The 23,349-nt window shown below is 50.5% G+C and carries 20 protein-coding genes; 10 read left to right on the forward strand and 10 right to left on the reverse strand.

The features are described 5' to 3' along the window. Nucleotides 1-24 precede the first annotated feature (24 nt). Nucleotides 25-2,535 carry a phosphoenolpyruvate--protein phosphotransferase gene (gene ptsP / locus QVF11_RS12210; RefSeq protein ID WP_287857152.1) on the reverse strand — a complete coding sequence of 837 codons (2,511 nt, stop codon included), beginning with the start codon at nt 2,533-2,535 and terminating at the stop codon, nt 25-27. A gap of 333 nt (nt 2,536-2,868) precedes the next feature. On the opposite strand from ptsP (QVF11_RS12210), the gene QVF11_RS12215 reads away from it, so the two are divergent. From QVF11_RS12215 to QVF11_RS12225, 3 genes are read left to right on the forward strand one after another with little or no spacing between them, the layout of a single operon-like run. Further along, nucleotides 2,869-3,534 carry an HAD-IA family hydrolase gene (locus QVF11_RS12215; RefSeq protein WP_287857154.1) on the forward strand — a complete coding sequence of 222 codons (666 nt, stop codon included), beginning with the start codon at nt 2,869-2,871 and terminating at the stop codon, nt 3,532-3,534. After that, the gene (gene tkt, locus QVF11_RS12220; protein ID WP_287857155.1) at nt 3,535-5,529 is read left to right on the forward strand and encodes a transketolase; all 1,995 of its coding nucleotides are present in this window, start codon (nt 3,535-3,537) and stop codon (nt 5,527-5,529) included. 55 nt (nt 5,530-5,584) lie between these two features. Beyond that, a complete protein-coding gene (locus QVF11_RS12225) occupies nt 5,585-6,325 on the forward strand; it encodes a phosphatase (RefSeq protein WP_287857157.1) in 741 nt (246 codons plus the stop codon). 136 nt (nt 6,326-6,461) lie between these two features. Here the strand turns inward: QVF11_RS12225 and QVF11_RS12230 are convergent, their stop codons facing one another. From QVF11_RS12230 to QVF11_RS12260, 7 genes are all read right to left on the reverse strand, one after another. Next, nucleotides 6,462-6,851, reverse strand: coding sequence for a PTS fructose transporter subunit IIB (locus QVF11_RS12230; protein ID WP_112213477.1), 390 nt, complete (start codon nt 6,849-6,851; stop codon nt 6,462-6,464). Next, complete coding sequence (locus tag QVF11_RS12235) at nt 6,848-7,702, reverse strand: helix-turn-helix domain-containing protein (RefSeq protein WP_112213478.1); 855 nt, start codon at nt 7,700-7,702, stop codon at nt 6,848-6,850. The genes QVF11_RS12230 and QVF11_RS12235 overlap by 4 nt, the downstream gene beginning before the upstream one ends. Nucleotide 7,703: 1 nt before the next feature. Next, entirely contained in the window at nt 7,704-8,723 is a 1,020-nt protein-coding gene (locus QVF11_RS12240; RefSeq protein ID WP_139537455.1) for a PTS fructose transporter subunit IIC, read from the reverse strand. A 23-nt stretch (nt 8,724-8,746) separates the two neighbouring features. Continuing rightward, nucleotides 8,747-11,248: a phosphoenolpyruvate--protein phosphotransferase gene (ptsP, locus tag QVF11_RS12245; RefSeq protein ID WP_287857160.1), complete on the reverse strand. Its 2,502-nt coding sequence runs from the start codon at nt 11,246-11,248 to the stop codon at nt 8,747-8,749. Nucleotides 11,249-11,661: 413 nt separating this feature from the next. Further along, nucleotides 11,662-11,874: a cold shock-like protein CspF gene (gene cspF, locus QVF11_RS12250; protein ID WP_112213481.1), complete on the reverse strand. Its 213-nt coding sequence runs from the start codon at nt 11,872-11,874 to the stop codon at nt 11,662-11,664. Nucleotides 11,875-12,060: 186 nt separating this feature from the next. Then, nucleotides 12,061-12,264: a YnfU family zinc-binding protein gene (locus QVF11_RS12255; RefSeq protein ID WP_323808951.1), complete on the reverse strand. Its 204-nt coding sequence runs from the start codon at nt 12,262-12,264 to the stop codon at nt 12,061-12,063. 141 nt (nt 12,265-12,405) lie between these two features. Beyond that, the gene (locus QVF11_RS12260) at nt 12,406-13,254 is read right to left on the reverse strand and encodes an HAD-IIB family hydrolase (protein ID WP_287857165.1); all 849 of its coding nucleotides are present in this window, start codon (nt 13,252-13,254) and stop codon (nt 12,406-12,408) included. A gap of 256 nt (nt 13,255-13,510) precedes the next feature. On the opposite strand from QVF11_RS12260, the gene QVF11_RS12265 reads away from it, so the two are divergent. The 6 genes from QVF11_RS12265 (at nt 13,511) to QVF11_RS12290 (ending at nt 19,871) form a co-directional block, all read left to right on the forward strand. Further along, entirely contained in the window at nt 13,511-14,329 is an 819-nt protein-coding gene (locus tag QVF11_RS12265; protein WP_287857167.1) for a GntR family transcriptional regulator, read from the forward strand. A gap of 201 nt (nt 14,330-14,530) precedes the next feature. Further along, entirely contained in the window at nt 14,531-15,274 is a 744-nt protein-coding gene (gene deoC / locus QVF11_RS12270; RefSeq protein WP_139537450.1) for a deoxyribose-phosphate aldolase, read from the forward strand. Between the two features lie 528 nt (nt 15,275-15,802). After that, the gene (locus tag QVF11_RS12275) at nt 15,803-16,990 is read left to right on the forward strand and encodes a trans-sulfuration enzyme family protein (protein WP_139537449.1); all 1,188 of its coding nucleotides are present in this window, start codon (nt 15,803-15,805) and stop codon (nt 16,988-16,990) included. Beyond that, nucleotides 16,983-18,401, forward strand: a complete 1,419-nt coding sequence (locus tag QVF11_RS12280) for a Na+/H+ antiporter NhaC family protein (RefSeq protein WP_110273939.1) — start codon at nt 16,983-16,985, stop codon at nt 18,399-18,401. Before QVF11_RS12275 ends, QVF11_RS12280 begins: the two co-directional genes overlap by 8 nt. A 26-nt stretch (nt 18,402-18,427) precedes the next feature. After that, the gene (locus QVF11_RS12285) at nt 18,428-18,814 is read left to right on the forward strand and encodes a RidA family protein (RefSeq protein WP_110273940.1); all 387 of its coding nucleotides are present in this window, start codon (nt 18,428-18,430) and stop codon (nt 18,812-18,814) included. 64 nt (nt 18,815-18,878) lie between these two features. Continuing rightward, the gene (locus QVF11_RS12290) at nt 18,879-19,871 is read left to right on the forward strand and encodes a D-cysteine desulfhydrase (RefSeq protein ID WP_110273941.1); all 993 of its coding nucleotides are present in this window, start codon (nt 18,879-18,881) and stop codon (nt 19,869-19,871) included. A 157-nt stretch (nt 19,872-20,028) separates the two neighbouring features. On the opposite strand, the gene QVF11_RS12295 is transcribed toward QVF11_RS12290, so the two are convergent. Continuing rightward, on the reverse strand, nt 20,029-21,339 hold the full coding sequence (locus QVF11_RS12295; RefSeq protein ID WP_287857170.1) for an L-cysteine desulfidase family protein: 1,311 nt from the start codon (nt 21,337-21,339) through the stop codon (nt 20,029-20,031). Between the two features lie 281 nt (nt 21,340-21,620). Continuing rightward, entirely contained in the window at nt 21,621-21,761 is a 141-nt protein-coding gene (locus QVF11_RS12300; protein WP_004102786.1) for a hypothetical protein, read from the reverse strand. A 369-nt stretch (nt 21,762-22,130) separates the two neighbouring features. On the opposite strand from QVF11_RS12300, the gene QVF11_RS12305 reads away from it, so the two are divergent. After that, nucleotides 22,131-23,042, forward strand: coding sequence for a DUF535 family protein (locus QVF11_RS12305; RefSeq protein WP_112216990.1), 912 nt, complete (start codon nt 22,131-22,133; stop codon nt 23,040-23,042). Nucleotides 23,043-23,349 lie beyond the last annotated feature (307 nt).

Here is a 23,349-nt window from a genome sequence, read left to right on the forward strand (position 1 = left end):
ATGTGGCTTAATAATTTCCTGATTTCATACGGCCAGAGTATTGGCCATCAGGTTGTAGAGTACGTTGACGTTTTCGGCCTGTTTTATTTCATTGCGGAAATCCTCTTTCATTAGCTTTCTGGCAAGCGTGGAGAAATATTTCATATGCTCATTAGGGTCGGCGGATTTACTCACCGTCAGCATGAATACGGTTTCGACTTCCTGATCGCCCCACATGATGGGCGACGCAAGAGTTGCCATACTGATGGTGGAGTAGTGAATATGGTCCGACTTGGTGTGCGGAATGGCGAAGCCATAACCCACGGCAGTGGAGAATGAGTCCTCGCGCGCCCAGATATCGTCGGTTAATTGCTCTCGATTCTCGGTGCGATGGTGCAGCCACAGATTGTCGGTCATCTTTTTGATAACTTCGTTTTTGTCGCGGGCCTGTAGTTCGCAGAGAATGAACTCCGGGGCGAGGATCGGCATTTTGCTGACCGCTTTTACGTCCGGAGAACGCAGTGCAACTTTGACATCAGCGGAGCGTTTTAACGCCACGATATCCTGCGCCACTCTCTGGCATTTAGCGAAACTCAGCTCCCGCAGCGTATGTTTAACGCCTGGAATCGAGGTGCCGCTCATGCTGAGTTCGTCAAAACCCATGCCGACGAACAGCGGCAGAAAATCTTTGCTGGCGCCCAGCTCCCCGCAGATACCTATCCACTTGCCTGCGCGATGGACTTCATCGGCGGCATACTGCATGGCGCGAAGGAATGCCGGGGCATAGTTGTCGTACACCGCCTCAACCTGGGTGTTTCCGCGGTCGGCGGCAAAAAAGTACTGCGTCAGATCGTTGCTGCCTACGCTAAAGAAATCCGCGTATTCGGCTATTTCACGAATTGCGAAGATGACGGAGGGCACTTCCAGCATCACGCCGAGCGAAATCTCATCGTTGAACGCCAATCCCTCGCTGCGCATCGCGCTTTTCACCTCCTCCAGCACTTCACGGCACCAGATAACTTCATCAACGTTAGCGATCATCGGAATCATGATTTTGGCATTGCCAAATGCCGAGGCGCTGAGGATAGCCTTGAGCTGCATGGCGAAAAGGTCGCGATAGCGCGGATAGGTGCGTACTGCCCGGAAGCCGAGAAACGGATTTTCCTCTTCACCGAGGTTCATATAGTCGACGGGTTTATCGCCGCCAATGTCAAAGGTGCGGAAGATAACTGGCTTCCCATGCGCAACCTGCATCACCTGACCGTATAGCTCCGCCAGTTCACGGTAGTCCGGTGCAGTTTCGCGGTCCATAAATGACATTTCGGTACGGAACAGCCCAATACCTTCAGCGCCGTTGTTGAACGCGGCTTCGGCTTCCGCCAGGCTAGCGATATTGGCGGCTATCTCAATGCTATGATTATCGTGGGTCACTGCCGGTTGGTGGACGTTAGCCAGCATTTGCTGCTGCATGCTCTGCTGGACGGCAATTTCATTTTGGTAATAGCGCAAGACTTTTTCATCCGGCGCGGTAATCAGAATTCCCGGATTACCGTCAATAATAATGTCATTTTCCGCATTCAGCGGCAGGGATGAAAAATCAATATCCGTCAGGGTTGGGATACCAAGCGAACGCGCGAGGATTGCGGTGTGTGATGTTTTACCGGTGGCGGATAATACCATCCCGGCAAGATACTCTTTATTGATGCCGAGGAACTGACTTGGCGTCAGGCTATTGGCCAGAATAATCGATGGCTGTGTTAATTTAAGGTTGTTTTGTGGTAATACGCCGGCGCCATAAATCGACGTGAGCAATTGACCTGTAATGTCAAGAACGTCAAGGGTCCGCTCTTTAATATATTTACTCGATGAGCGATTAAGAATTTCACAGAAATCTATGGCAGCCTTAATGACCGCATCCCAGGTGTTTTCTCCGCCAACAATCGCGGTGGAGATATGGCTCTGGAAGGTTGCGTCGGTAATTATTGATAAATGCGCTTGCAGGATATCATGCTCAACGCCTTTTTGGGTTTCCAGGGCGGTCTGTTTATCATGTTTGAGCGTTTCTAAACCCGCCAGAAAAATACGCTGCTGGTGCTCAGTGGAATATTCACCGCCCGGGTTACGCGCCAGCATTTCATCCAGTGACAGGCTCTGAATACGAACGGGTCTGGCAATGGCAACACCGCCGCTGATGCGTGAACCCTGAATAAAACTGAGCTGAGTTTCCCGCAGTGAACGCGGGAGATAGCCCGCAGGCGCTGCGGTTTCGTCCGCCTGGCTAACCTCGAAGGAGGGCAGTTTTTTGAGCAGCGCACTCAACTGCTGAGCAGCGCTTGCAGCATCTTTTCCGCTGATTGTAATTTCACAGGCGTCGTCGAATAAGGTATCGGTAGCGACAATCGAGAGGGCACTTTTACCATTACCCTGAATGCCGCTGCGAATATTATTCCAGCACACCGCAGATTGAAATGTATTGCACAGCCGTTCGATATGCCCCGCCGGTCTGGCGTGAATACCATCCTTTAGATCACATTGATACGTTATTATCTCTGACATCATTGCTCCCGATAATCGTTTAGCCAGGGCTAATTAATTTTCTCTGCAGATGTGGGTGTCTGCATTTCATGTTTTATATCCTTCATCGTTCTCAGTTAGCTTTGAATAGAAAAAAAGTGACCTTTGCTTGAATAAAAAAACCTGATTATTATTTTGTGATCGCAGTCATAAAATTAGATAATATTAACCCTTGTGATTGCTATCACACTCTTATTAATCATCGGATAGTGGTCACCCAATTGCTATTAAAGTGTCTTTCTTTCTATTTATTGGCTACCGGTTAATGGAGTACAAAATAAAACACACTCTATTTATTTTGCCGTGGTAAGTACGATGCATTTTCGTGGAATATTACTGGATTTAGACGGGACGCTGGTAAACTCGCTGGATTTTGTTGAGACCTCCTGGCGTTTATGGGCGACTAAAAAAGGGCTGGATCCGCAGGCAGTATGCCATTTTCTCCACGGTAAGCCCGCCCTGAGCACGCTGCGCCATTTTATGCCCGATGCCAGCGAACAGATCATTTACGACGAATTTCTCGCGCTGGAAGAGTTTGAAGCGCGCAATACTGACGGTATTACCGCAGTGAACGGCGCGGTTGATTTTCTCCGCCAACTGGAGCAGTTGCAGGCCCTCTGGGCTATTGTGACTTCCGGATCGCTGAAGGTGGCTTCGGCACGGATCCGACAAGCCGGTTTTCCGTTCCCGCCGGTGCTGGTGACCAGCGAAGATATTCATCACGGCAAGCCGCATCCGGAACCGTTCCTTACGGGTGCAGCCCGACTCGGTCTTTCACCCGCTAATTGCCTCGCTTTTGAAGATTCCACTGCCGGTCTGCTTTCCGCCACTCAGGCTGGATGCGTGGTGATTGAAGTGTTGACCCGTCAGTCGGTGGTTCACGATATCGATATCTGGCAAACCATTGATAACTACCTTGACCTGAGCGCAACGCGAAAGGATGAGGCGGATTTTTTCCTTAAGATTCAGAGGGAGTTTTAAATGTCATCACGAAAAACCCTGGCCAATGCCATCCGTATGCTGAGCGTTGATGCCGTGCAGCGGGCGAACTCAGGGCATCCGGGCGCCCCTATGGGAATGGCGGATATTGCCGAAGTGCTGTGGCGAGATTTTCTCAACCACAACCCGAATAACCCCGTATGGGCCAACCGCGACCGCTTCGTGCTCTCCAACGGTCACGGCTCGATGCTGATCTACAGCCTGTTGCACCTTACCGGTTACGATCTGCCAATGGATGAGCTGAAAAACTTCCGTCAGCTGCATTCGAAAACGCCGGGCCACCCGGAAGTTGGCTACACCCCAGGCGTGGAAACTACCACCGGGCCGCTGGGCCAGGGGATCGCCAACGCGGTCGGCATGGCGATTGCCGAGAAAACTCTCGCGGCACAATTTAACCGTCCGGGCCATGAAATCATTGATCACTTCACATATGCCTTTATGGGTGACGGCTGCATGATGGAAGGCATTTCACATGAAGTGTGCTCTCTTGCGGGGACGTTGAAGCTCGGTAAGCTGGTGGCGTTCTACGACGATAACGGCATCTCTATCGATGGCCACGTTGAGGGATGGTTCACCGATGATACCGCTAAACGCTTCGAGGCCTACGGCTGGCACGTGGTGCGCGGAGTCGATGGTCACGACCCTGAATCCATTCGTGCCGCGATTGATGTTGCAAAGTCGATTACCTCCATGCCGACGTTAATTATCTGCAAAACGGTGATCGGTTTTGGCTCGCCGCATAAAGCGGGTACTCATGATGTCCACGGCGCGCCGCTGGGCGAGGCCGAGGTGGCGGCGACGCGTGACGCGCTGGGCTGGCCGTATCCGCCGTTTGTCATCCCCTCTGAGATAGCCGCGCAGTGGGATGCTCGCAAATCAGGGCAGACGAAGGAGGCTGCGTGGAATGAGAAGTTTGCCGCCTACGTTCAAGCTTTCCCTGAACTGGCTGGTGAATTTACCCGCAGAATAAAGGGGCAACTGCCCGCAGAATTTGCCAGCAACGCGCAGGCGTTTATTGAAAAATTGCAGGCCAAACCGGCGAAAATTGCCAGCCGTAAAGCGTCGCAGAATGCGATTGAAGCCTTTGGTCCGCTGTTGCCGGAATTCCTCGGCGGCTCTGCGGATTTGGCTCCGTCGAATCTGACCTTGTGGTCCGGGTCTAAAGCGAGTAACGAAGAGCCCGCCGGGAACTACATTCACTACGGCGTACGCGAGTTCGGTATGACCGCCATCGCCAACGGGATTGCGCTGCACGGCGGCTTCCTGCCGTATACCTCGACCTTCCTGATGTTTGTCGAATACGCGCGCAACGCGGTGCGCATGGCGGCGCTGATGAAGCAGCGCCAGGTGATGGTTTATACCCACGATTCTATTGGTCTGGGGGAAGATGGTCCGACCCATCAACCGGTCGAACAGATTGCTTCGTTGCGCCTGACGCCGAACCTCAGCACCTGGCGGCCCTGCGATCAGGTGGAATCGGCGGTAGCGTGGAAGTATGGCGTTGAGCGGCAGGATGGCCCGACGGCGCTGATTTTCTCCCGGCAAAACCTGACCCAACAGGAACGGACCTGGCAGCAGGTGCAGGATATTGCGCGTGGCGGCTATGTCTTGAAGGATTGTGACGGGCAACCGCAGTTGATTCTTATCGCGACCGGTTCCGAAGTTGAGCTGGCGGTAGCCGCATGGCAGCAACTGATGGCTGAAGGTGTGAAGGCGCGGGTGGTCTCGATGCCGTCCACCGATGTCTTCGACAAGCAGGATGCGGCGTATCGTGAAGCGGTACTGCCTCAGGCGGTGTCTGCGCGTATCGCAGTGGAAGCGGGGATCGCGGATTACTGGTTTAAATATGTCGGGCTGAACGGCGCGATTATCGGTATGCAGAGCTACGGTGAATCCGCTCCGGCGGAACAGCTTTATCAGGAGTTCGGTATTACCGTTGAGGCGGTGTTGCAGCAGGCAAAAGCGCTGCTGGCTTAATCTTTGACGGCCCCTTATACGCGAAGGGGCCGCTTTTCATTAAGGGAGAGATAACATGTATCCCGTCGATCTTCATATGCATACCCTGGCCAGCACCCACGCCTACAGCACGGTGCATGACTATATCGCCGCCGCGGTGCGGAATCATATTCGCCTGATCGCCATCACCGACCATGGCCCGGAAATGGTTGATGCGCCGCATCCGTTCCACTTCAATAATTTGCGCGTACTGCCGCGGGTGGTTGATGGGGTGGGGATCCTGCGCGGCATTGAGGCCAATATCAAACCCGGTGGTGAGACCGACTGCAGCTACAAAATGCGCGCGTCACTGGATTTAGTGATTGCCGGATTCCACAAGCAGGTGTTTGCGCCTGCGGACATTACCACCAATACCGACGCGCTGATTGCAGTGATAGCGAGCGGGAAGGTGCATATCATCAGCCACCCCGGTAACCCGGAGTATCCGATTGATATCCCGGCGGTGGTGGCCGCGGCGAAGGAGTGTCATGTGGCACTGGAGGTCAATAACGCCTCTTTTGTCCAGTCGCGTCAAGGCAGCGAGGGGAACTGTCGCAAAATTGTCGCCGCTGTACGCGATAGCGGTGGGCTTCTCTCGTTGGGTAGCGATTCACACAGTGCGTTTTCTCTGGGGGACTTTAGCGCCTGTCAGCATCTGCTGGTGGAGGCTGATTTTCCGCCATCAAGGATCCTGAATACCTCAGTGCGTCAGGTGTTAGCGTTTCTTGAACAGCGCGGAGGGGAGAGAATTCAGGCGCTTTATACTTTGCTGGATTGAAATGGTTTGTGAATTAAACCCCCACCCCAACCCTCTCCTTTAAAAAGGGAGAGGGTGTACGCCGTGCCCGTGCGGCTTTGAGTCTGGACGATTATAGCCCGGAACAGGTGTGCAGCACCGCCTCCGGGAACACCGTCTACAGGTCAATAACGTTGCCTCTCGGCAGATTCAGCGACTTGCGCATGGCGGCGATAACCTCCGCTGGTTTAAGCAGCAGTGAATTAATGCAGACGTTCAGAATACGACAGCCGTCGAAACGTGAGGGGTTATCGATCGTAATGTCGGAGGCAATAATAGCGAGCTCTGACTCGAAAATATCTTTATCGGTAATTGGGTTCTTAAGCCCCAGCACGCCCTGGGTTTCTATTTTGATCGCAAAGTGATACTGCTTCGCCAGTTTTTCCAGCTGCTCTGCGGCCATATAGGTGTGAGCCACGCCGGTCGCGCATGCGGTCACCGCCACAATATGCAGATTACGTTCGCTGGAGAAGGGCTGGATCTCATCTCTTCCTGCACGAGTGGTCATAAGCTTGCTCCCTTATTTTTGCGCCGGTACTCGAGCGGCGTACAGTCGTTGATATCGCGAAATACCTTGCAGAAATAGTTGGTATCAGTGAAACCGCACTTCTCTGAAACCTCGTTTATTTTCAGATTGGTATTGGTTAGCAGCGCTTTCGAGCGCGAGATGCGGGCTAACTTGAGATATTCATTAAATTTCACGTCTGACTCCTTCGAAAACAGACGCGACAGATAGCCGGGAGAGATATTAAAGGTCTCGGCGACGCTCTCCCGGCTAATGTCCGTGTGGTAGTGACTATCGATATGACTCTTAATTTCGTCCAGCAGAGAGAAGGGGCCGCGCTGGTTATTCAGGCCATCGGTAATTTGATACAGCAGGTCGTTAATCAGCGCATAGACAATGTGGGCAAAGGTCTCGCCGGTATTGTCCTGCGCCCACGCCAGGGATTCGGCAAGTTCAAGCAGCCGGTCGCGAACCGTACTGCTGGAGTTTTGCAGATTATACTTCTCCACTTCTTTAAACTGCGTACCGTCCCAGTTGCTGATGCTAAAACCAACGTCCTGCTTCCAGAAAACCACCGACATGCAGATAACCGGGCTTTCCCACTGCGGCGAATTCCAGCTGTTGGCGGGAATATAGGTGATGGTGCCGACCGGACGTTCATATTTAACGATTCGGTCCACGCCTTTCGGCAGCAGCATGCTGAGCGCACCCTTTACCGTCAGCTCGATGCGCGGTACGTGCAGATGATAGGCCATCGCCGGGGCCTGTGCGTTGCCGTTGGCCACCAGTAAGCCTTCGTTTATCGAGCCCTGGGCGCTGAATTCACTGAGGATCGATTGAATAAAAGTCGCCATATTATGCCCGTGGTTTGATAACGGTTTTCAGGACCTTCACCGCAACGGCGGTGGCGATGGTTCCGGCTATCACCGAGACGATATAACCAAAATGGTTACTGACCACCGGTAATACAATTAGCCCGCCCCAGGGCGCGGCGTTAGTTGCGCCAAACCATAAAGAAAGGATCGCTGCGACCGCGCTACCGAACATAATCGCTGGGATCACTCGTACCGGATCCGCCGCCGCAAACGGAATAGCCCCCTCCGTAATCCCCATAAAGCCCATAATCACGGCAGGTTTTCCGGCTTCCCGCTCAACATCATTAAAGATGTCTTTAAACAGAAAGGTCGCCAGCGCCAGCCCCAGCGGCGGCGTACAGTCGGCGGCGGCAACCGCCGCCATCAGCTGCGGATTCGTTGAGATCAGCGCAACGGCAAAGAAAAAGGCGGTTTTGTTCATTGGCCCGCCCATGTCGACGGCGATCATGCAGCCAAGAATAGTACCGAGGATAATAAACGACGCGCCCTGCATATTGCCAAGCCAGACGCTAAGCCACTTCATCACTCCGGCAATCGGATCGCCAATAATGTAATACACCGCCATACCGGTGAGGAATGTCCCGATCAGCGGAATAATAAATATCGGTAATACCATGCGCAGAAAATGGGGGATCCTGAGTCGGGCGATCAGGTTCAGCAGGACATAGACTACCAGCCCGGCAATAATCCCTGAGAGCATGCCGCCTAAAAATCCAGCGCCCATTTGATACGCCATTAACCCGCCGATGGCACCCGGCGCGATGCCCGGTTTATCGACCATCGAATAAGCGATAAACCCTGACAGGATGGGAATAAACAGGGTTAAACCCGCCATACCGATTTGCGACATGGCCTTCAGAAAGCCGTGGTCCGGTACTGCCGCTTCTCCGTTGAACATTACCGCCAGCGCCAGCAACACGCCTCCGGCCACCACGAATGGGATCATGTACGACACGCCGGTCATGAAATGCCGCTTGGTATTTTTTAATAGTTTTAACATGTCAGCCTCATAACGTTTGGTGATCAGAAGGCCAGAGTTCTGGATATCAGGTTGTAAAGCGCTTTCGGGCTTTTTGCCGCTTTAATTCGGCTGACAAATTCATCATTCATCAGCATGCGCGCCAGGGTGGAGAAGTACTTCATATGCTCATTATCCTGCGCGGAATTGCTGATCGTCAGCATAAACAGGGTATCTACCATCACGCCGCCCCAGGCTATCGGTTGCTTAAGCGTTGCGACGCTAATAGCAGAGTCGTGGATGTAGTCCGTTTGGGCGTGGGGGATGGCAAACCCCGAGCCGACAACGGTAGGAAAAGGCACTTCCCGGGCCCAGATGTCGTCACATAGTCTGTCCCGTTCATCGGTACGCTCACGCAGCCACAGGTTATCGACCATCATTTTGATCGCTTCGTTTTTATCGGCGGCGTCAATATTCCACAGGATCATCTCCGGTGACAGAAGCGGTTTTTTCGCCACTCCGCCGCCCGAGCTTTGCAGTATGGCTTTGACCTGGTCTGCGCGTTGGCTCGCGAGCAGGGTTTGCGTGAGCGTCTGGCAATCGGCAACGTTAAGCTTTCTGAGCGCATTTTTAATCCCTGGGATTGCGGCGCAGTTCATACTCAATTCATCAAAACCGATGCCGATGAGCAGGGGGAGAATGGGGGCGTCGGCGGCTAGTTCGCCGCAAAGCCCGATCGGTTTACCGGCGCGATGAGCTTCGCTGACCGCAAACTGCAGGGCGCGTAAAAACGGCGGCGCGTAGCTGTCGTAGAGGCTCTTTACCTGAGTATTTCCCCGGTCGGCGGCGAAAAAGTACTGCGTCAGGTCGTTACTGCCAACACTGAAAAAATCGGCGTGTTCAGCCATTTCCGCCATTGCGAACAGCACCGAGGGAACTTCCAGCATGATACCGAGCGCGATCGCTTCATCGAATGCCAGCCCTTCACCGCGCATCTCCTGTTTGACCGACTCCAGTACCTCCCGGCACCAGATAAGTTCTTCAACTCGCGTAATCATCGGCAACATGATTTTGGCCTGACCTGCCGCCGATGCGATAAGAATCGCCTTCAACTGGGCAACGAAAAGGTCGCGATAGTGCGGATAGGTACGCACTGCCCGGAAGCCGAGAAACGGGTTCTTTTCTTTGTCGCTGCTAAGGTATTCGACGGGCTTATCACCGCCGATGTCAAAGGTGCGAAAGATAACCGTTTTACCCGCAGCCAGAATCACCACCTGTGTGTAAAGGTCGGCCAACTCCTTGCTGGTGGGGGGCGTATCGCGGCCCATAAAGGTTATCTCAGTGCGAAACAGCCCGATGCTTTGTGCGCCATTATCAAAGGCGGCCTGTGCTTCGGCGAGGCTGGCAATGTTCGCAGCGATCTCAATGCGCTGCCCGTCGCTGGTCTGTGCCGGCGTTGAAGCGTTTGCTCGTAACAACTGCTGCATGGCCTGCTGTACGGCAATTTCCTGACGGTAATAGCGCAGCATCTTCTCATCCGGATGGGTAATCAGAATTCCGGGCTCGCCATCAATAATTATCTGCCGCTCAGGCTCAAGCGTGAGCGACGACATATCGATATCAGTCAGGGTTGGAATACTCAATGCTCGCGCCAGGATCGCCGTGTGCGATGTTTTTCCCGTGGACGATAGCACCAGACCGACGATCTGGTTTCTGTCGAGAGCCAGAAACTGGCTGGGTGTCAGGTGGTTGGCGAACACAATCGCCGGTTCTTTGAGCGTAAGCGGCGAGTGTGCCAGCGCCTGTTCGCCATACAGCGTGCAAATAAGCTGCGTGGCGATGTCGAGGATATCCAGCGTTCGCTCCTGAATATAATGGCTGGATGAGCGCTCAAGCATGTGGCAAAAATCGAGAGCGGCCTGGGCGATGGCGGACCAGGCATTGATATTGTTATTAAGATAACCGATCGCCTTATCCCGAAAGGTCATGTCGGTAATTAGCGAGAGATGGGCTTCGATAAGCTCGCGTTCAACGCTGTGGGTTTGTCCAAGGGCCGTCTCTTTTTCTGCGCGCAAAGTGTCTAAACCAGCGATAAGTCGGGCCATTTCATCTTCAAGGCGATCAATGTGGCCCGGATTTCGCGCGATGATGTCGGCGAAAGTGAGGCTTTGCACTACCCGTGGTTTGGCGATCGCCGCGCCTTTATTTATGCGGGTTCCCTGAATAACCTGCGGGTTCAGCTCCCGCAGGCAGCGGGGCAGATAGCCCTGGCTGGTCACTGGTTCAGATGCAAGGCTAAATGTCGGCAGGTCGCAAAGCAGAGCGTGAAGCTGTGCGGCGGCGTTCTGTTCATCATTGCCGCTCAGTGAGATACGACATTCGTCATTTAACAGCGTGTCGGTAGCTATCAGCGAAAGGGCGCTTTTCGCGTTGGCCTGCAGGCCGGTGCGGGTGTTCTCCCAGTCGATAGTGGCCTGGAATAAATGACATAATCGCGCGATGTATCCAGCAGGCCTGGCGTGTATACCTTCACTTAGCTCGCATATATAAGTTAGGACCACCGCCATTTCGACTCCTGAGCGCTTTCGTGCACGACAATGAACTGCTGGATCCCGCTATCTTTCCCTGTTCGTGCTGGCGATGACATAGTAAAAAAGTCACCTTTACTTAAAAATAGTAACCTGATTGTGATTTTGTGACTTTTGTCATATTTATAGCGGATGAATCCTCGGCTTATTTCTTTGATTTACGTTGCTTTTTTGTTTCTGAGTTTTACGATGAGTTTGAGATGTGGGTCACAAATTTTAAGCGGAAGGATGGATTAATTAGTGCGAATTCTACTTATAGAAAACGACTTCACGGCGTTGCTCGTGGCAGGTATTTTTTTTCATTGGGGAAAGCCAAATATTCGGGGTGGATATCCTAAGACTTCTGGCAGCATTAATTATGCTGGGCGGGAGGGCCAGCATTTTGGGTAATTTCAGGAAAGATAAACATTCGCGGCGGTCGGACCACACAGTCCGTTTACTCGACGAAACTCTACGCGAATACCGGGACGGATTGTGGTTGACTCACCGGGGGATAATGCGGAAATATGAACCTGAACGTCTTTACGACCATCGGAGGGGATTATCAGACCTTTGCCTGTTTTACTATCAAATGTTTTGACAATACCTGTCATTTTTTGGAACAAAGAAATACCTTTTAAATATGCAAGCCGGGACGGCTATACAGTAAGTAAACGGGATGTCTATTTAAATCGAAATAAAACCCGCATGCTTGCGGGCTTTACCGCAGCCCAAAAAATTTAAACGCGTTATCAGCGCTGGCTGATTATTGTTCAATCATGCGAAGCAATCGGCATCTGGTAAGGGATAGGTTATGCGGCGGTTCTGGATGAAGACTGGAAGAGCTTATGGCAATAGGGGCAAATGAGCTGAGCACCTTTTTGTACTCGGCTAAAACTGTGCTCTGAATCCTGGGAGCAATTAGGACAGGAGCATTTTACGAGATAATTACGGCGAGTTTTAGCATCTTTGCGTTCTGACATATGATATTTCCTGATTGAAGGGCTTACGACCATACAGTACTTTGCTGTAAATAGCTCTTTCTGATTACCCTGTGGTGGAAATAGTTGCTATTAGCCTGGTGTTAAAAGCAGGCATATTGAAGTATTCACCATACTGGCTCGTATAGAGCCAGCATCTGAATTTGTTTGAATTCATTATCTCTGCGTTTCCGCTTCGATGAATTTCACCACCGAATCCTGGTCACAGGAGGGGATTACCTGCGTTGCTAGCTTTTTGGCTTCCGGAATCGCATTTTGCGGAACGTAGCATCGATCGGCGCTGGCAAGCATCGGCAGATCGTTATAGTTATCGCCAAAAGCCACCACTTCATCAACGCCCAGATGCTGTTTGAGATGGTGAATTGCCGAGTGCTTAGATGTTGAATCGGTAAGAATATTCATAAAATAAACATCGCCCTGCGCGTGATACAGGTCACGATTTAACAGGCAGTGAATATCATGAATGGTATTGACCGACTTTTGCAGCGGCGTCAGTCTGTCGTACTCATCGTAGGCGACAAAATACAACGGTAGGTATTCTGGTGGTAGCGCTGAGAAGTGCTCAATTTTAAAAATATTGTCTTTTAAAAAGGGTGCTTTGCTCTTAATAAAATGCTGACTTAGGGCATGGCTTTTTGCGGTATAAAAAAGCGCATATTCGCTACCGTTGATGCAGTACAGGAAGCCGTCATTATTGAACTCATTCAGCTTTTCCGCTATCTGTTCAATAAGTCGTTGCGGCAGGACGGAGGCTTGAATAATGGTGTTGGTCTGCATATCAAAGGTTAACAGACCGTCGCTGAATACGCCCGGGCAGGAAAACTTAGCATCGCCCAACAGCATTTTGACTGAGCTTAACGTTCTGCCGGTGGCGCAAGTAAACAGAACGCCATTTTTAGCGAAGTTGCCAATGGCTTCGCGGGTATAGGCGGAAAGTTTTCCTTCTTTGTTTAGCAGGGTACCGTCAAGATCGCTGATATAAAGGGTTTTCTTTATTTTAGTCATCGGCATATACCGTCATTGAAAACTGATAGAATTTGGGATTCATGGTGGAGAAACTCTTCAATTGCTGAGTTTATCACTTAAGCTGGTTAAAACCTCTCCCCATGTCAGTGAATCGCTATCGTTAACCGGTATATCAAAGAGTTAGCGCACAGTTAGCAGGCAGGTAAGATGCTCTCATCACCGCGTTGCCGTTTCCTGCCAGCGTCATGTATTGTATGATACGTATAGGGCATATTTTTAACATGACGGGAAATCTATGGACACCGGACTCTATATTAAAGAGAACTTTCGCTTCAATGATGATGCCGGACCATCAATGTACTCTCAGATCGCCTCTTTTATCCGGCATCAGATTCGACTTGGCGTGTTCCGGGTGAATGACAAAATGGTGACTGAAAACGAACTATGTGACATCCTGAAAATCAGCCGAACCACTGTCAGGCTGGCAATGAATGAGCTGCTGGATGAGGGGCTTATCGTTCGTCAGCGCGGGAAAGGTTCATTTATTGCCGACAAGAAAATTAACCGCAAATTAAACTCGCTGTATAACTTTACCGACAGCATGCGCGAGCAGGGAATTAAACCCCGCTCGGTGGTGTTGCAATCCGCCATTGTTGAAGCCGATGAGGTTGTCGCCAACAAATTAAATCTTCCGGAAGGCCAGAGAAAAGTCTTTTTGCTTAGGCGTGTTCGCTACGGCGACGATACGCCTCTACTGCTTGAAACAACGGCGATTCCTTATAATCTTTGTCAGGGTATAGAGCAGCATGATTTTGAAGTGGGCTCACTCTATGACGTGCTGAAAAACCAGTATGGCCTGAATATCGCCCATGCGACGGAAAATATTGATGCCATCATCATTAATAAACCGGCGGCGCACCATCTACAGTGCCACGATAAAGTGATGGCGGGATATCAGATAGAACGTATTTCCTTCCTCGAAACGGGGTTTGTCTTTGAATACACCACATCGGTAACCCGGGCCGATAAATGCAGCTTCAGGATCGATCTTTTCAATGCTAATCAGAATGCGGGCAAGTCGCGAATCGATTTTTCCCGTCAGCTAAAACGCTAGGGCCGCTCCGGCCCTTTCTTTTTCTCTGCCAATTATCTCCGTCATACATTCTGCGCTAACTTGCGGCGTGCTTCCATTTTTCACCTTTTCTCTCGCGCGCGTTGCAAAAATTCGATCTGGATCAACTCATAGCCGGCATCATATATTGCATGATATGTATCATACAAATGATACAAAATGCCACTTAAAAGGAACTATGCTATGAAACCGAATAAAAAAGCCGCAGATATGACCCCCGCAGAACTGGGCCAGTACATTGACCAGTCGGTGCTGAAACCTGAGTTTACCCTGCAAGAAGTCCGCAAATACATTCAGGAAGGGATTGATTACAAATGCAAAACGGTCTGCATCAACCCTGCTTATCTGGACGTTGCCCGTGAGTTGTGTAAAGGCACGGGAACAGGCATCTGCGTGGTCTGCGATTTCCCATTTGGCAACTCGTCTACTGCTTCAAAAGCCGCGCAGGCCGACATTATCTGTCAGCAGGGTGATGTAGAAGACCTGGATATTGTCGCTAACTACGGCTTTATCCGCAGCGGTATGTGGGAAGAGTTTGAAAAGGATATTCGTGCGGTTGTAGACGTTGCCCACCGCTACGGCTCGCTGGTTAAAGTGATTTTTGAAACAGATGCGCTCACTGCCGAGCAGGTGGCAAAAGCAACCGAATATGCCTGCCGCGCTGGTGTTGATTTTGTGAAAACCTCAACCGGCTTCTATACCGGCGGGGAAAGCAAAGGGGCAACGCCTGAAATTATTGCCGTCATGATGAAGGCAGCAGAAGGTCGCTGCAAGGTCAAAGGCTCTGGTTGCATTCGCACCCGCGAACACTTCCTGCAACTGATTGATATGGGCATCGACCGGATGGGGATTGGCTACCGTTCCACTCCGGAAGTGCTGGGCCTGAGCGCTCAGAGCAGCAGCGTCGATTCAAAAAGTTCTTACTAATTGCCCGCCTGGGATGCCGTTGGCAATCCCGGGCCTGTTTGTATATAGAAAATTCCCCGCTAGTGAGCTGTCCCCAAAAATTGGATATCTAATGGGCACACTGTTCGCCTGTCGATTATCGTTCACTACATTCAGCGGAACGTACCAGTTTCATCTGTAGCGATCTCGGATAAAGATGTTTTCGAGGTGTAAAAGAGTGCATTTATTCCCTTTTTTTTTGTGATTCAAATCACCATTTGAAATTGAATTGTTATTTATCAATCAGTTAGTGATGTTATCCTTTGATTGGTGGAGAACAATTTTCTCCATTTTTGCCTTATTAGAGGGAAAATAGGTAAGATTTTCTTCCCCGCCTAATATACATTTTAACTGTGGTTGAAGGATAACAATCATGATGTTCACAACCCAATGGCTATTTATTTTTAGCCATTAAGCGGAGTTTTGGCTGCTGTTTTATTCGCCAGCTTCGGAAGCAGCGTAAATATAGCTCACGATATTTTATGACTAATAATAGTTTGAGTGTACCCTATGAAAACAAGAACTAAAGATATTGCTACCCTGGCAGTTCATGCAGGAAGCCAGTCCGACCCGGTAAACAATGCCATATTTACACCAATAGTTACGGCTAGCTCATTTATACAACCCAACCTTCACGAAGGTGGTGATTTTTGTTATTCCCGTGTTTCTAACCCAACGCGTAAAGCTTATGAATCTGCCCTTGCTGAACTGGAAGGGGGGATTTATGCCACCGCTACGGCATCGGGAATGGCCGCCACGAATATTGTGATGGAACTATTGCCAAAAGATGCCCATATTATCGCCATGAAAGGTGTCTATGGAGGAACGTGGCGGCTGTTTGAAAAGTTAAAAACGCTCACCACCGGGGCGACAATTTCCTATATTGATCTTAATGATGAAGAAAGTCTAATTGATAGTATCCAGGAGAATACGGCCTTAATCTGGATTGAAACGCCGACCAACCCATTGCTGGAGCTGGTCGATATTGCAAAGGTTTGTCGTATTGCTAAAGAACACGCCATTATGACCTGCGTGGATAATACTTTCGCCAGCGCCTGGAATCATAAGCCGCTTGAAATGGGCGCGGATATGGTGATGCTCTCGACCAGTAAATATGTTGGCGGACATTCTGATTTAATTGGCGGCGCAGTCATCACCAATAGTGAAGCATTAGCTTCACGCCTCGACTTTATCAAAACCACCATTGGTTCTATTGCTTCACCCTTTGATGCCTATCTTGCCCTGCGTGGCATGAAAACGCTGGATCTACGCATGGAACGCCAGTGCAGCAACGCGCTGCGCGTGGCGGAATATCTGGAGAACCATCCAGCGATCGCCAGCGTCTATTATCCTGGTTTGCCGTCGCATCCTCAGCATCAGCTGTGCAAGGCGCAAATGCGCTCAGGCGGCGCGGTGGTGACCGCAACGTTGAAAGGCGACCTCCAGAGTCTGAAGCGCTTTATCGGCGGGTTGCACTATTTTGTGTTGGCGGAATCGCTGGGCGGGGTGGAGAGCATGATTAACCATTCGGCCTCCATGTCCCACGGTTCGATGTCAAAAGAAGAGCGAGAAGCTATTGGGGTTTATGACACCACGCTGCGTTTTTCCGTCGGCATTGAACATATCGATGATCTGCTACAGGACCTGGACATTGCCTTCGCCGCTATGGACCTCACACAGGATAACCATCATGCATGATTATGGCATCTGGACGATTATTACCCCGCTGGTTACTATTATTCTGGCGATCCTGACCCGCCAGGTCATCCTCTCTCTGCTGACCGGTATTTTTGTCGGCTACGCGGTGATTAACCACAGTATTATCCAGGGGGTTGGCGGCACCCTGAACGGAATTATCGAAACATTCGCTTCCGCCGGTAATGCGCGAACGATTATTTTTATGGTGATGATCGGCGGTATTATGCGCCTGATTGTGGTCACCGGCGGCGTGCGTAAGCTGGTGCAGTTTCTCTCGGAGAAAAATGATTTTGTCACTAATAAAAAGTCGGTGCAGCTGCTGGCGATGGTGGTGACATCATTAATCTTTATTGAGAGTTCAATAAACCAGCTGATCGCCGGTGCATCCACAAAAAATCTTGCCCGGCGCTACAAAGTCTCGCCGGAAAAGATGTCCTATATTATCCAGACTTCCTGCGTTTCCGTCTGCTCATCGGTGATGATCAACGGCTGGGGGGCGGCGATGATGGGGGTTATCGGCGTACAGATTGCACAGGGTTATTTGACCGGTGAACCTTTTGAAGTATTGGCCAGCTCGATGGTCTGGAACACCATGGCCTGGTTTTCATTAGCCTCAGTGCTTTTTTACATCCTCTCTGGCTGTAGCTGGGGACCGATGAAAAAGGCTGAGATAAAATTTGAAACCGCATTAACGGAAATAGAGCAAGAGCATGGCGAAGAAGATGTGGACCCGGTTATTGATCACCCAGCATGTAATTCAATGCTTAACTTCTTTATTCCGATTCTATCCACAGTATTAATGGTGCCAGTGGTGCTGTATATCACCGGCGATGGACAGTTTTCCAAAGGCAGTGGTTCCATGTCGGTCTATTCCGGCGTGATGTTCGGTACCGTGGTTTCTTTTATCTGGTTCAGAGTGCGCGGTATTCTCAACGTTGAGAACTTTTTCAAAGAGCTGTATATCGGCTATGCCAGCATGGTCAAAATTAGCTCAATTATGATTCTGGCCTTCCTGATGGGGCATATTTCGGCGGAACTGAATACCGGGCAGTATATTGCCTCGATTACCTCCGGCGTTATTCCATCCGGTTTCTCGATTGGCTTTATCTTCCTGATTGCAGCGGTGATGTCGCTGGCGACGGGCACCTCCTGGGGAACCTTCGCTATTATGATCCCGATTGGCGTTCAACTGGGCGTGTCATTAGGTATTGACCCGCATTTTATGATCGGTGCGGCTATTTCCGGTTCAATTTTTGGCGACATGACTTCACCTATCTCCAGTGACGCTATCGTCGCATCGATGGCGACCAACTGCGACCATATTGAACATATCCGCACCCAGATGCCTTATGCGCTGGTGACGGGAAGTCTGGCGCTAATTGTCTATTTAATTGTTGGGTTCACCCTCTAACGCTAAACATGATTTAAGGATTGACGATGACTAAGATTATTACGACTGAACAGGCTCCGGAAGCGATTGGCCCTTATATTCAGGGGGCGCGAACCGGTAATTTCATTTTTACTTCGGGCCAGTTGCCGATTAATCCGCAAACCGGAAATATTCCGGAGTGCGCTGAAGGTCAAACCCGCCAGAGCCTGGAGAATGTTCAGGCGATTATCGAAGCCGGTGGGCTTACGGTTGGTAATATTTGCAAGGTCACTATTTTTGTCAAAGACCTGAACGAGTTTGCCGCGATTAATAATGCCTATGCTGAATTTTTTACTCAGCGCAATGCCTCTTTCCCGGCGCGCTCTTGCGTGGAAGTCGCCCGGTTGCCAAAAGACGTCAAAGTGGAAATTGAAGCCGTGGCCTCGCAGAGCTAATCGAGCATCAATAAGACTCTACGGCGGCTGATGGCCGCCGTTTTTTTGAGAAAGGATAGTGTCTATGTCCATAAAAGAGTTTTTGAATACGTTACCGCGCGTAGAGTTGGTCGGTGGCGTTACGCCTGTTCAGCATCTGAAGCGGCTGTCGGAATATTTACAGCGCGATATCTATATTAAACGCGATGATGTTTCACATCTTGGTATGGGCGGCAATAAGCTCAGAAAGCTGGAGTTTCTGGCGGCCGATGCCCTCAGTAAAGGCTGCGATACACTGGTGACTGCCGGGGCGATTCAGTCCAACCATGTACGTCAGACCGCCGCCGTGGCCGCACATTTAGGACTGAAATGCGCAGCGTTGCTGGAAAATCCAATTCAAACCACAGAATCCAACTATCTCTACAACGGTAACCATCTGTTGTTTAGTCTGATGGGCTGCCAGATTGAAATGGTTGATGAGCTTAATGACCCGGATGCGCAGTTGCAGGCGCTTAGCGACCAGCTTTCGGCAAAAGGTGCGAAACCCTATATTGTCCCCGTTGGCGGCTCGAATGCGCTGGGTTCATTGGGCTACGTTGATTGCGCTTTAGAAATCGCTGAACAGTGCGACCAGATGAGCCTCAATGTTCAGTCCGTCGTGGTGCCATCAGGGAGCGCGGGGACGCATGCCGGATTGGCGGTGGGGTTTGCTTACTGCCAACCTGATATGAAGGTCATAGGGGTAACTGTTTCTCGCCAGGTCGGCGATCAACAGCCTAAGGTTGAGAAGCTGCAGCGCGAATTATCCGCTATGTTGAAGGTCGAATCACTGTCGCCGTTGGCGCTATGGGATGACTACTTCGCGCCGCGTTACGGGATGCCGAACACTGAAGGGATGCACGCGGTGGAGTTGCTGGCGCGGCTGGAAGGGATCATGTTAGATCCGGTTTATACCGGCAAGGCAATGGCTGGCTTGATTGATGGCGTGAAAAGGTCGCGGTTCGTCGGTAACGGTCCGGTGATGTTTATTCATACCGGTGGTGCTCCGGCGCTGTTTGCCTATTATCCTCACGTTTAGTTTACAGCTTTAAACATGAGTTCGAACCACCCTGATGCCAGCGGGCAAGGGTGGTTTTTTTATGCGTAATCGCAGGGAGATAAAGCGAGAGTGGGCATTTTTGCCGGGCTGCGGTTGACACCTTGCCCGGACGATAGGTTAGTCTCGAGTAGACAGCTTAATAACGTTTATGCGCCATGATTTCGATGATTTGCCGGTCGGTATGCTGCATGGCGCGTCCGGCTATATCACAAAGGTTGCGGATGGAATTTTCCACGTCGCGCTCAACAATTCCGTCATTCCCCGAGACCACCGAGTTATCCAGCGCCAGCAAAATGGCTTTCCAGGCAGAAGAGATACTGGTCGATACTTTCATTGAACAACTGCTGGAAGCGCCATCGCAAATCATGCCGCTGACGTCGCCAATCATGTTATTCACTGCCATGGCGATATTGTCAAAGCTGCCGTCCATTAACCAGATAATCCCCGCCGCAGCGCCCATCCCGGCGGTGGTGGTCGCGCACAGCGCCGATAGCCTCGGGAGTTTGCAATGGATATAGATAGCCACCAGATGTGAAAGCGCCAGCGCGCGGGCCAACTGCTGCTGGCTGGCATTGAGACGTTCGGCAACCACCACCACCGGCATGGTGGCGGTGATCCCCTGGTTGCCGGAGCCGGAATTTGTCATTGCTGGTAGCGTCGCGCCGCCCATTCTGGCATCTGACGCGGCGCTAGTTCGGTAGAGGATCTCGGTAAAAATGTCGTCGGAAACGAGCCCCTTATCGACCTGGCGTTTGAGCGTTGGGCCGATGTGCAGGCCCCAGTCTTTAGACAGGCCTTTCTTCGACAGGGCGTTGTTCATTGAGCCGGCGTCGAGAATAAAGTCGAGCTCTTCACAAGGAACGACGCTCACGAAGTCATAAATGTCGCGCAGTGAACTGTGGGCGAGCCGTTCCAGCGGATTAATGATGTCGTCACTGACCCGGCTTTCATCTTTGATAAACAAAGGCTGACCCATTTTTTCAATCGAAATTACGTTGGTGTGGTCGCCAACAATGGTGACCGTGGTGTGCTGATCCCCGGCGTAGACTCTGGCGCGAACGTAGAGTATTTCATCACAGGGATCCTGTAATACCACGCGCACGGCTCCGACTTCTAACAACGCTCTGGCGGCATCAATTTCCCGTTGGGTGGTTTTTTTCAGCACTTCGAGCTTTGCCTGAGGATCGCCGGCGATAGCGCCCAGGGCGGCCGCGATGGGCAGGCCGGTCATTCCGGTACCCGGGATAGTCACGCCCATACCGTTTTTCATTAAATTCGGTGATACCGCAACTTCAATACGCACAATCGCGCCGGACAGCTGCTGCGCCGCGACGGCACAGGCGAGGGCGACCGAGACCGGTTCGGTGCATCCTAAAGCGGGTTTAACTTCCTGTTTCAGAGCATTAATGAAGATATTCCATTTAACGCGGCTTTCCCGGTGTGACATGACTGAGCCTCTGGGTCGGTACAGAAAATTCCGTCGAGCAATGGCGTGATTTCTCGACGTTGATGTGCGCCTGTGGGGCGCGTTTGTCAATGCGACCGGCAGGAACGATAGTGGGAATATTAGCGCACTCGGCAGAGAAAAAAGTTGCTAGTTAAGTCTGTAAAACAGAGCATTCGGAGGAAATTTTTCTTCTTATTGGCGAACAATAGAAGTTTTTTTACCGTGTCCGATCCGGCGATAGGGGGAGATAAATAAAACCGGCAGGGCTGCCGGTTTTGCAATTAGATTTTGCAGGCGTCGCCGCAGTCGTCATCGGCAACGATTGCCTGGGCTTTTTTGTCAGCATCTTCAAGACGTTCAGCGTTACGCTCTTGCGCTTCTTCCAGGCCGCTAAAAACCAGGTTGTCGAGATCAATTTCCATGAGTTACCCATTTAAGTTCAGTTTTGACCGTAAGCAAGTATAGGTAAATCGGTCAGCGGATGCACCCGGCGTGAGCGTGGACAGCACATACCGGTAAGCGCTGGCGCTATTTGATGCAGTTTAAACGGATAAAAATAGCTGGACGATCGCCAATGATAATTGATAACCAGATATCAATTACTAGAACACAATACCCTAAATAATTCGAGTTGCAGGACAAGGCACTCGTGCCTTGAACAGCACATGCAGCTTGAAGTATGACGGGGATATTTATTAAACGAAACGACAACGAATGTTGGTTTAAACATTGACTTGCGGGGATTATGTTAATATTGCTGCGGTTATGGATGTATCTATGGATCTTAGTCAATGGTATCGACAACAGCAGTAGCCGCCATCAAAGAATGGCGGAAAAATAATAAAGTCATTTGTCATTTTAAACTCAAATATAAAAAGGTATTACGTAAATGCAGAGAGATACCTTTAACCGGAGGTAAATACAAGGAATATCAGGCTCTATGTGAAAAATACGCTTGTTCTAAATTAACCGGTGCAACGAAGGGGCTGGTTAGCTTTGAGGATAAACCCTTTAAAGCTTATCTAAACAAGAAAATGTCAAAAAGGGCGAAGCTCGACATCGCTTATGGCGCTTTGAATTTTATAGAGAAAACCTTCCACCCTGAGGTATTGCCGCAGCTGTATGATGTGGCGGCGTTTGGTCGTTCGATGATTGCCATTCCCCTGAAAAACGGCTCCAGTATTGAAGTGAAGCTGCTGGCGTCGCCTTTTCAGGAAGAAGGGGAACTGATGCTATTAATGTTCCTGGACGATAAACGCGTTTACAGCATCTGTTTTTCCTGTACCGAAGATGGCCGTGCCTATATCGGCGGTATTCAGGGAGGGAAAGATATTGATAATGAAGAGGTCAAAGTACTGACCAAAGAACTTTATGGTACTCGACCGAAAAATTTAATTATCACTCTGCTGTATGGTTTTTTAGCACATTATAATATCAACGACATTTATGCTATCGACAGCCATTACCATGTTAAGTGTGACAGAGTAAAAACCAGCTATTCTGAGCTGTGGCTGGAAATAGGCGGCGTGAAGCATCATCGCGGCTGGTATAAATTACCGCCGACTGAGATAAAGAAAAGCCTGGAAGAGGTTAAGAGCAAGCATCGTAGTCAGTTTATCAAGCGAGAAGGCTTGAAAGAGCTGGCGCAGCTGGATCTTGCCACTTCACTACGCGAGATTGGCGTGAGTCAGCACGCGAGTTAAACGTTGAGGCTCAATTGCCGGCCAGCAGGGGGCTGCTGGTCGGCAAGTCTTTCATCATCGCCGTCTCCTCTTCATTTCGATACCCCCTCATAGCGCTTAAAACGGTTTTGACTATCAACTTACTTTTATAAATTAAAAAATTTTAAACATTTCATGCTGTATAATTTTACATAACATTTACAAATGCATATGATTTATTACGTTCTTCGCTCTGGTCTTGAGCGTCCAACCAACATGATATGCGGTCCGTGCTTTTATCATCTTGATAACGCACTGTTTAAAATAAATGTTTTGGTTTTTTCGACTG

The organism is Klebsiella sp. (assembly GCF_027492335.1).
Classification (GTDB): Bacteria; Pseudomonadota; Gammaproteobacteria; order Enterobacterales; family Enterobacteriaceae; genus Klebsiella; species Klebsiella huaxiensis.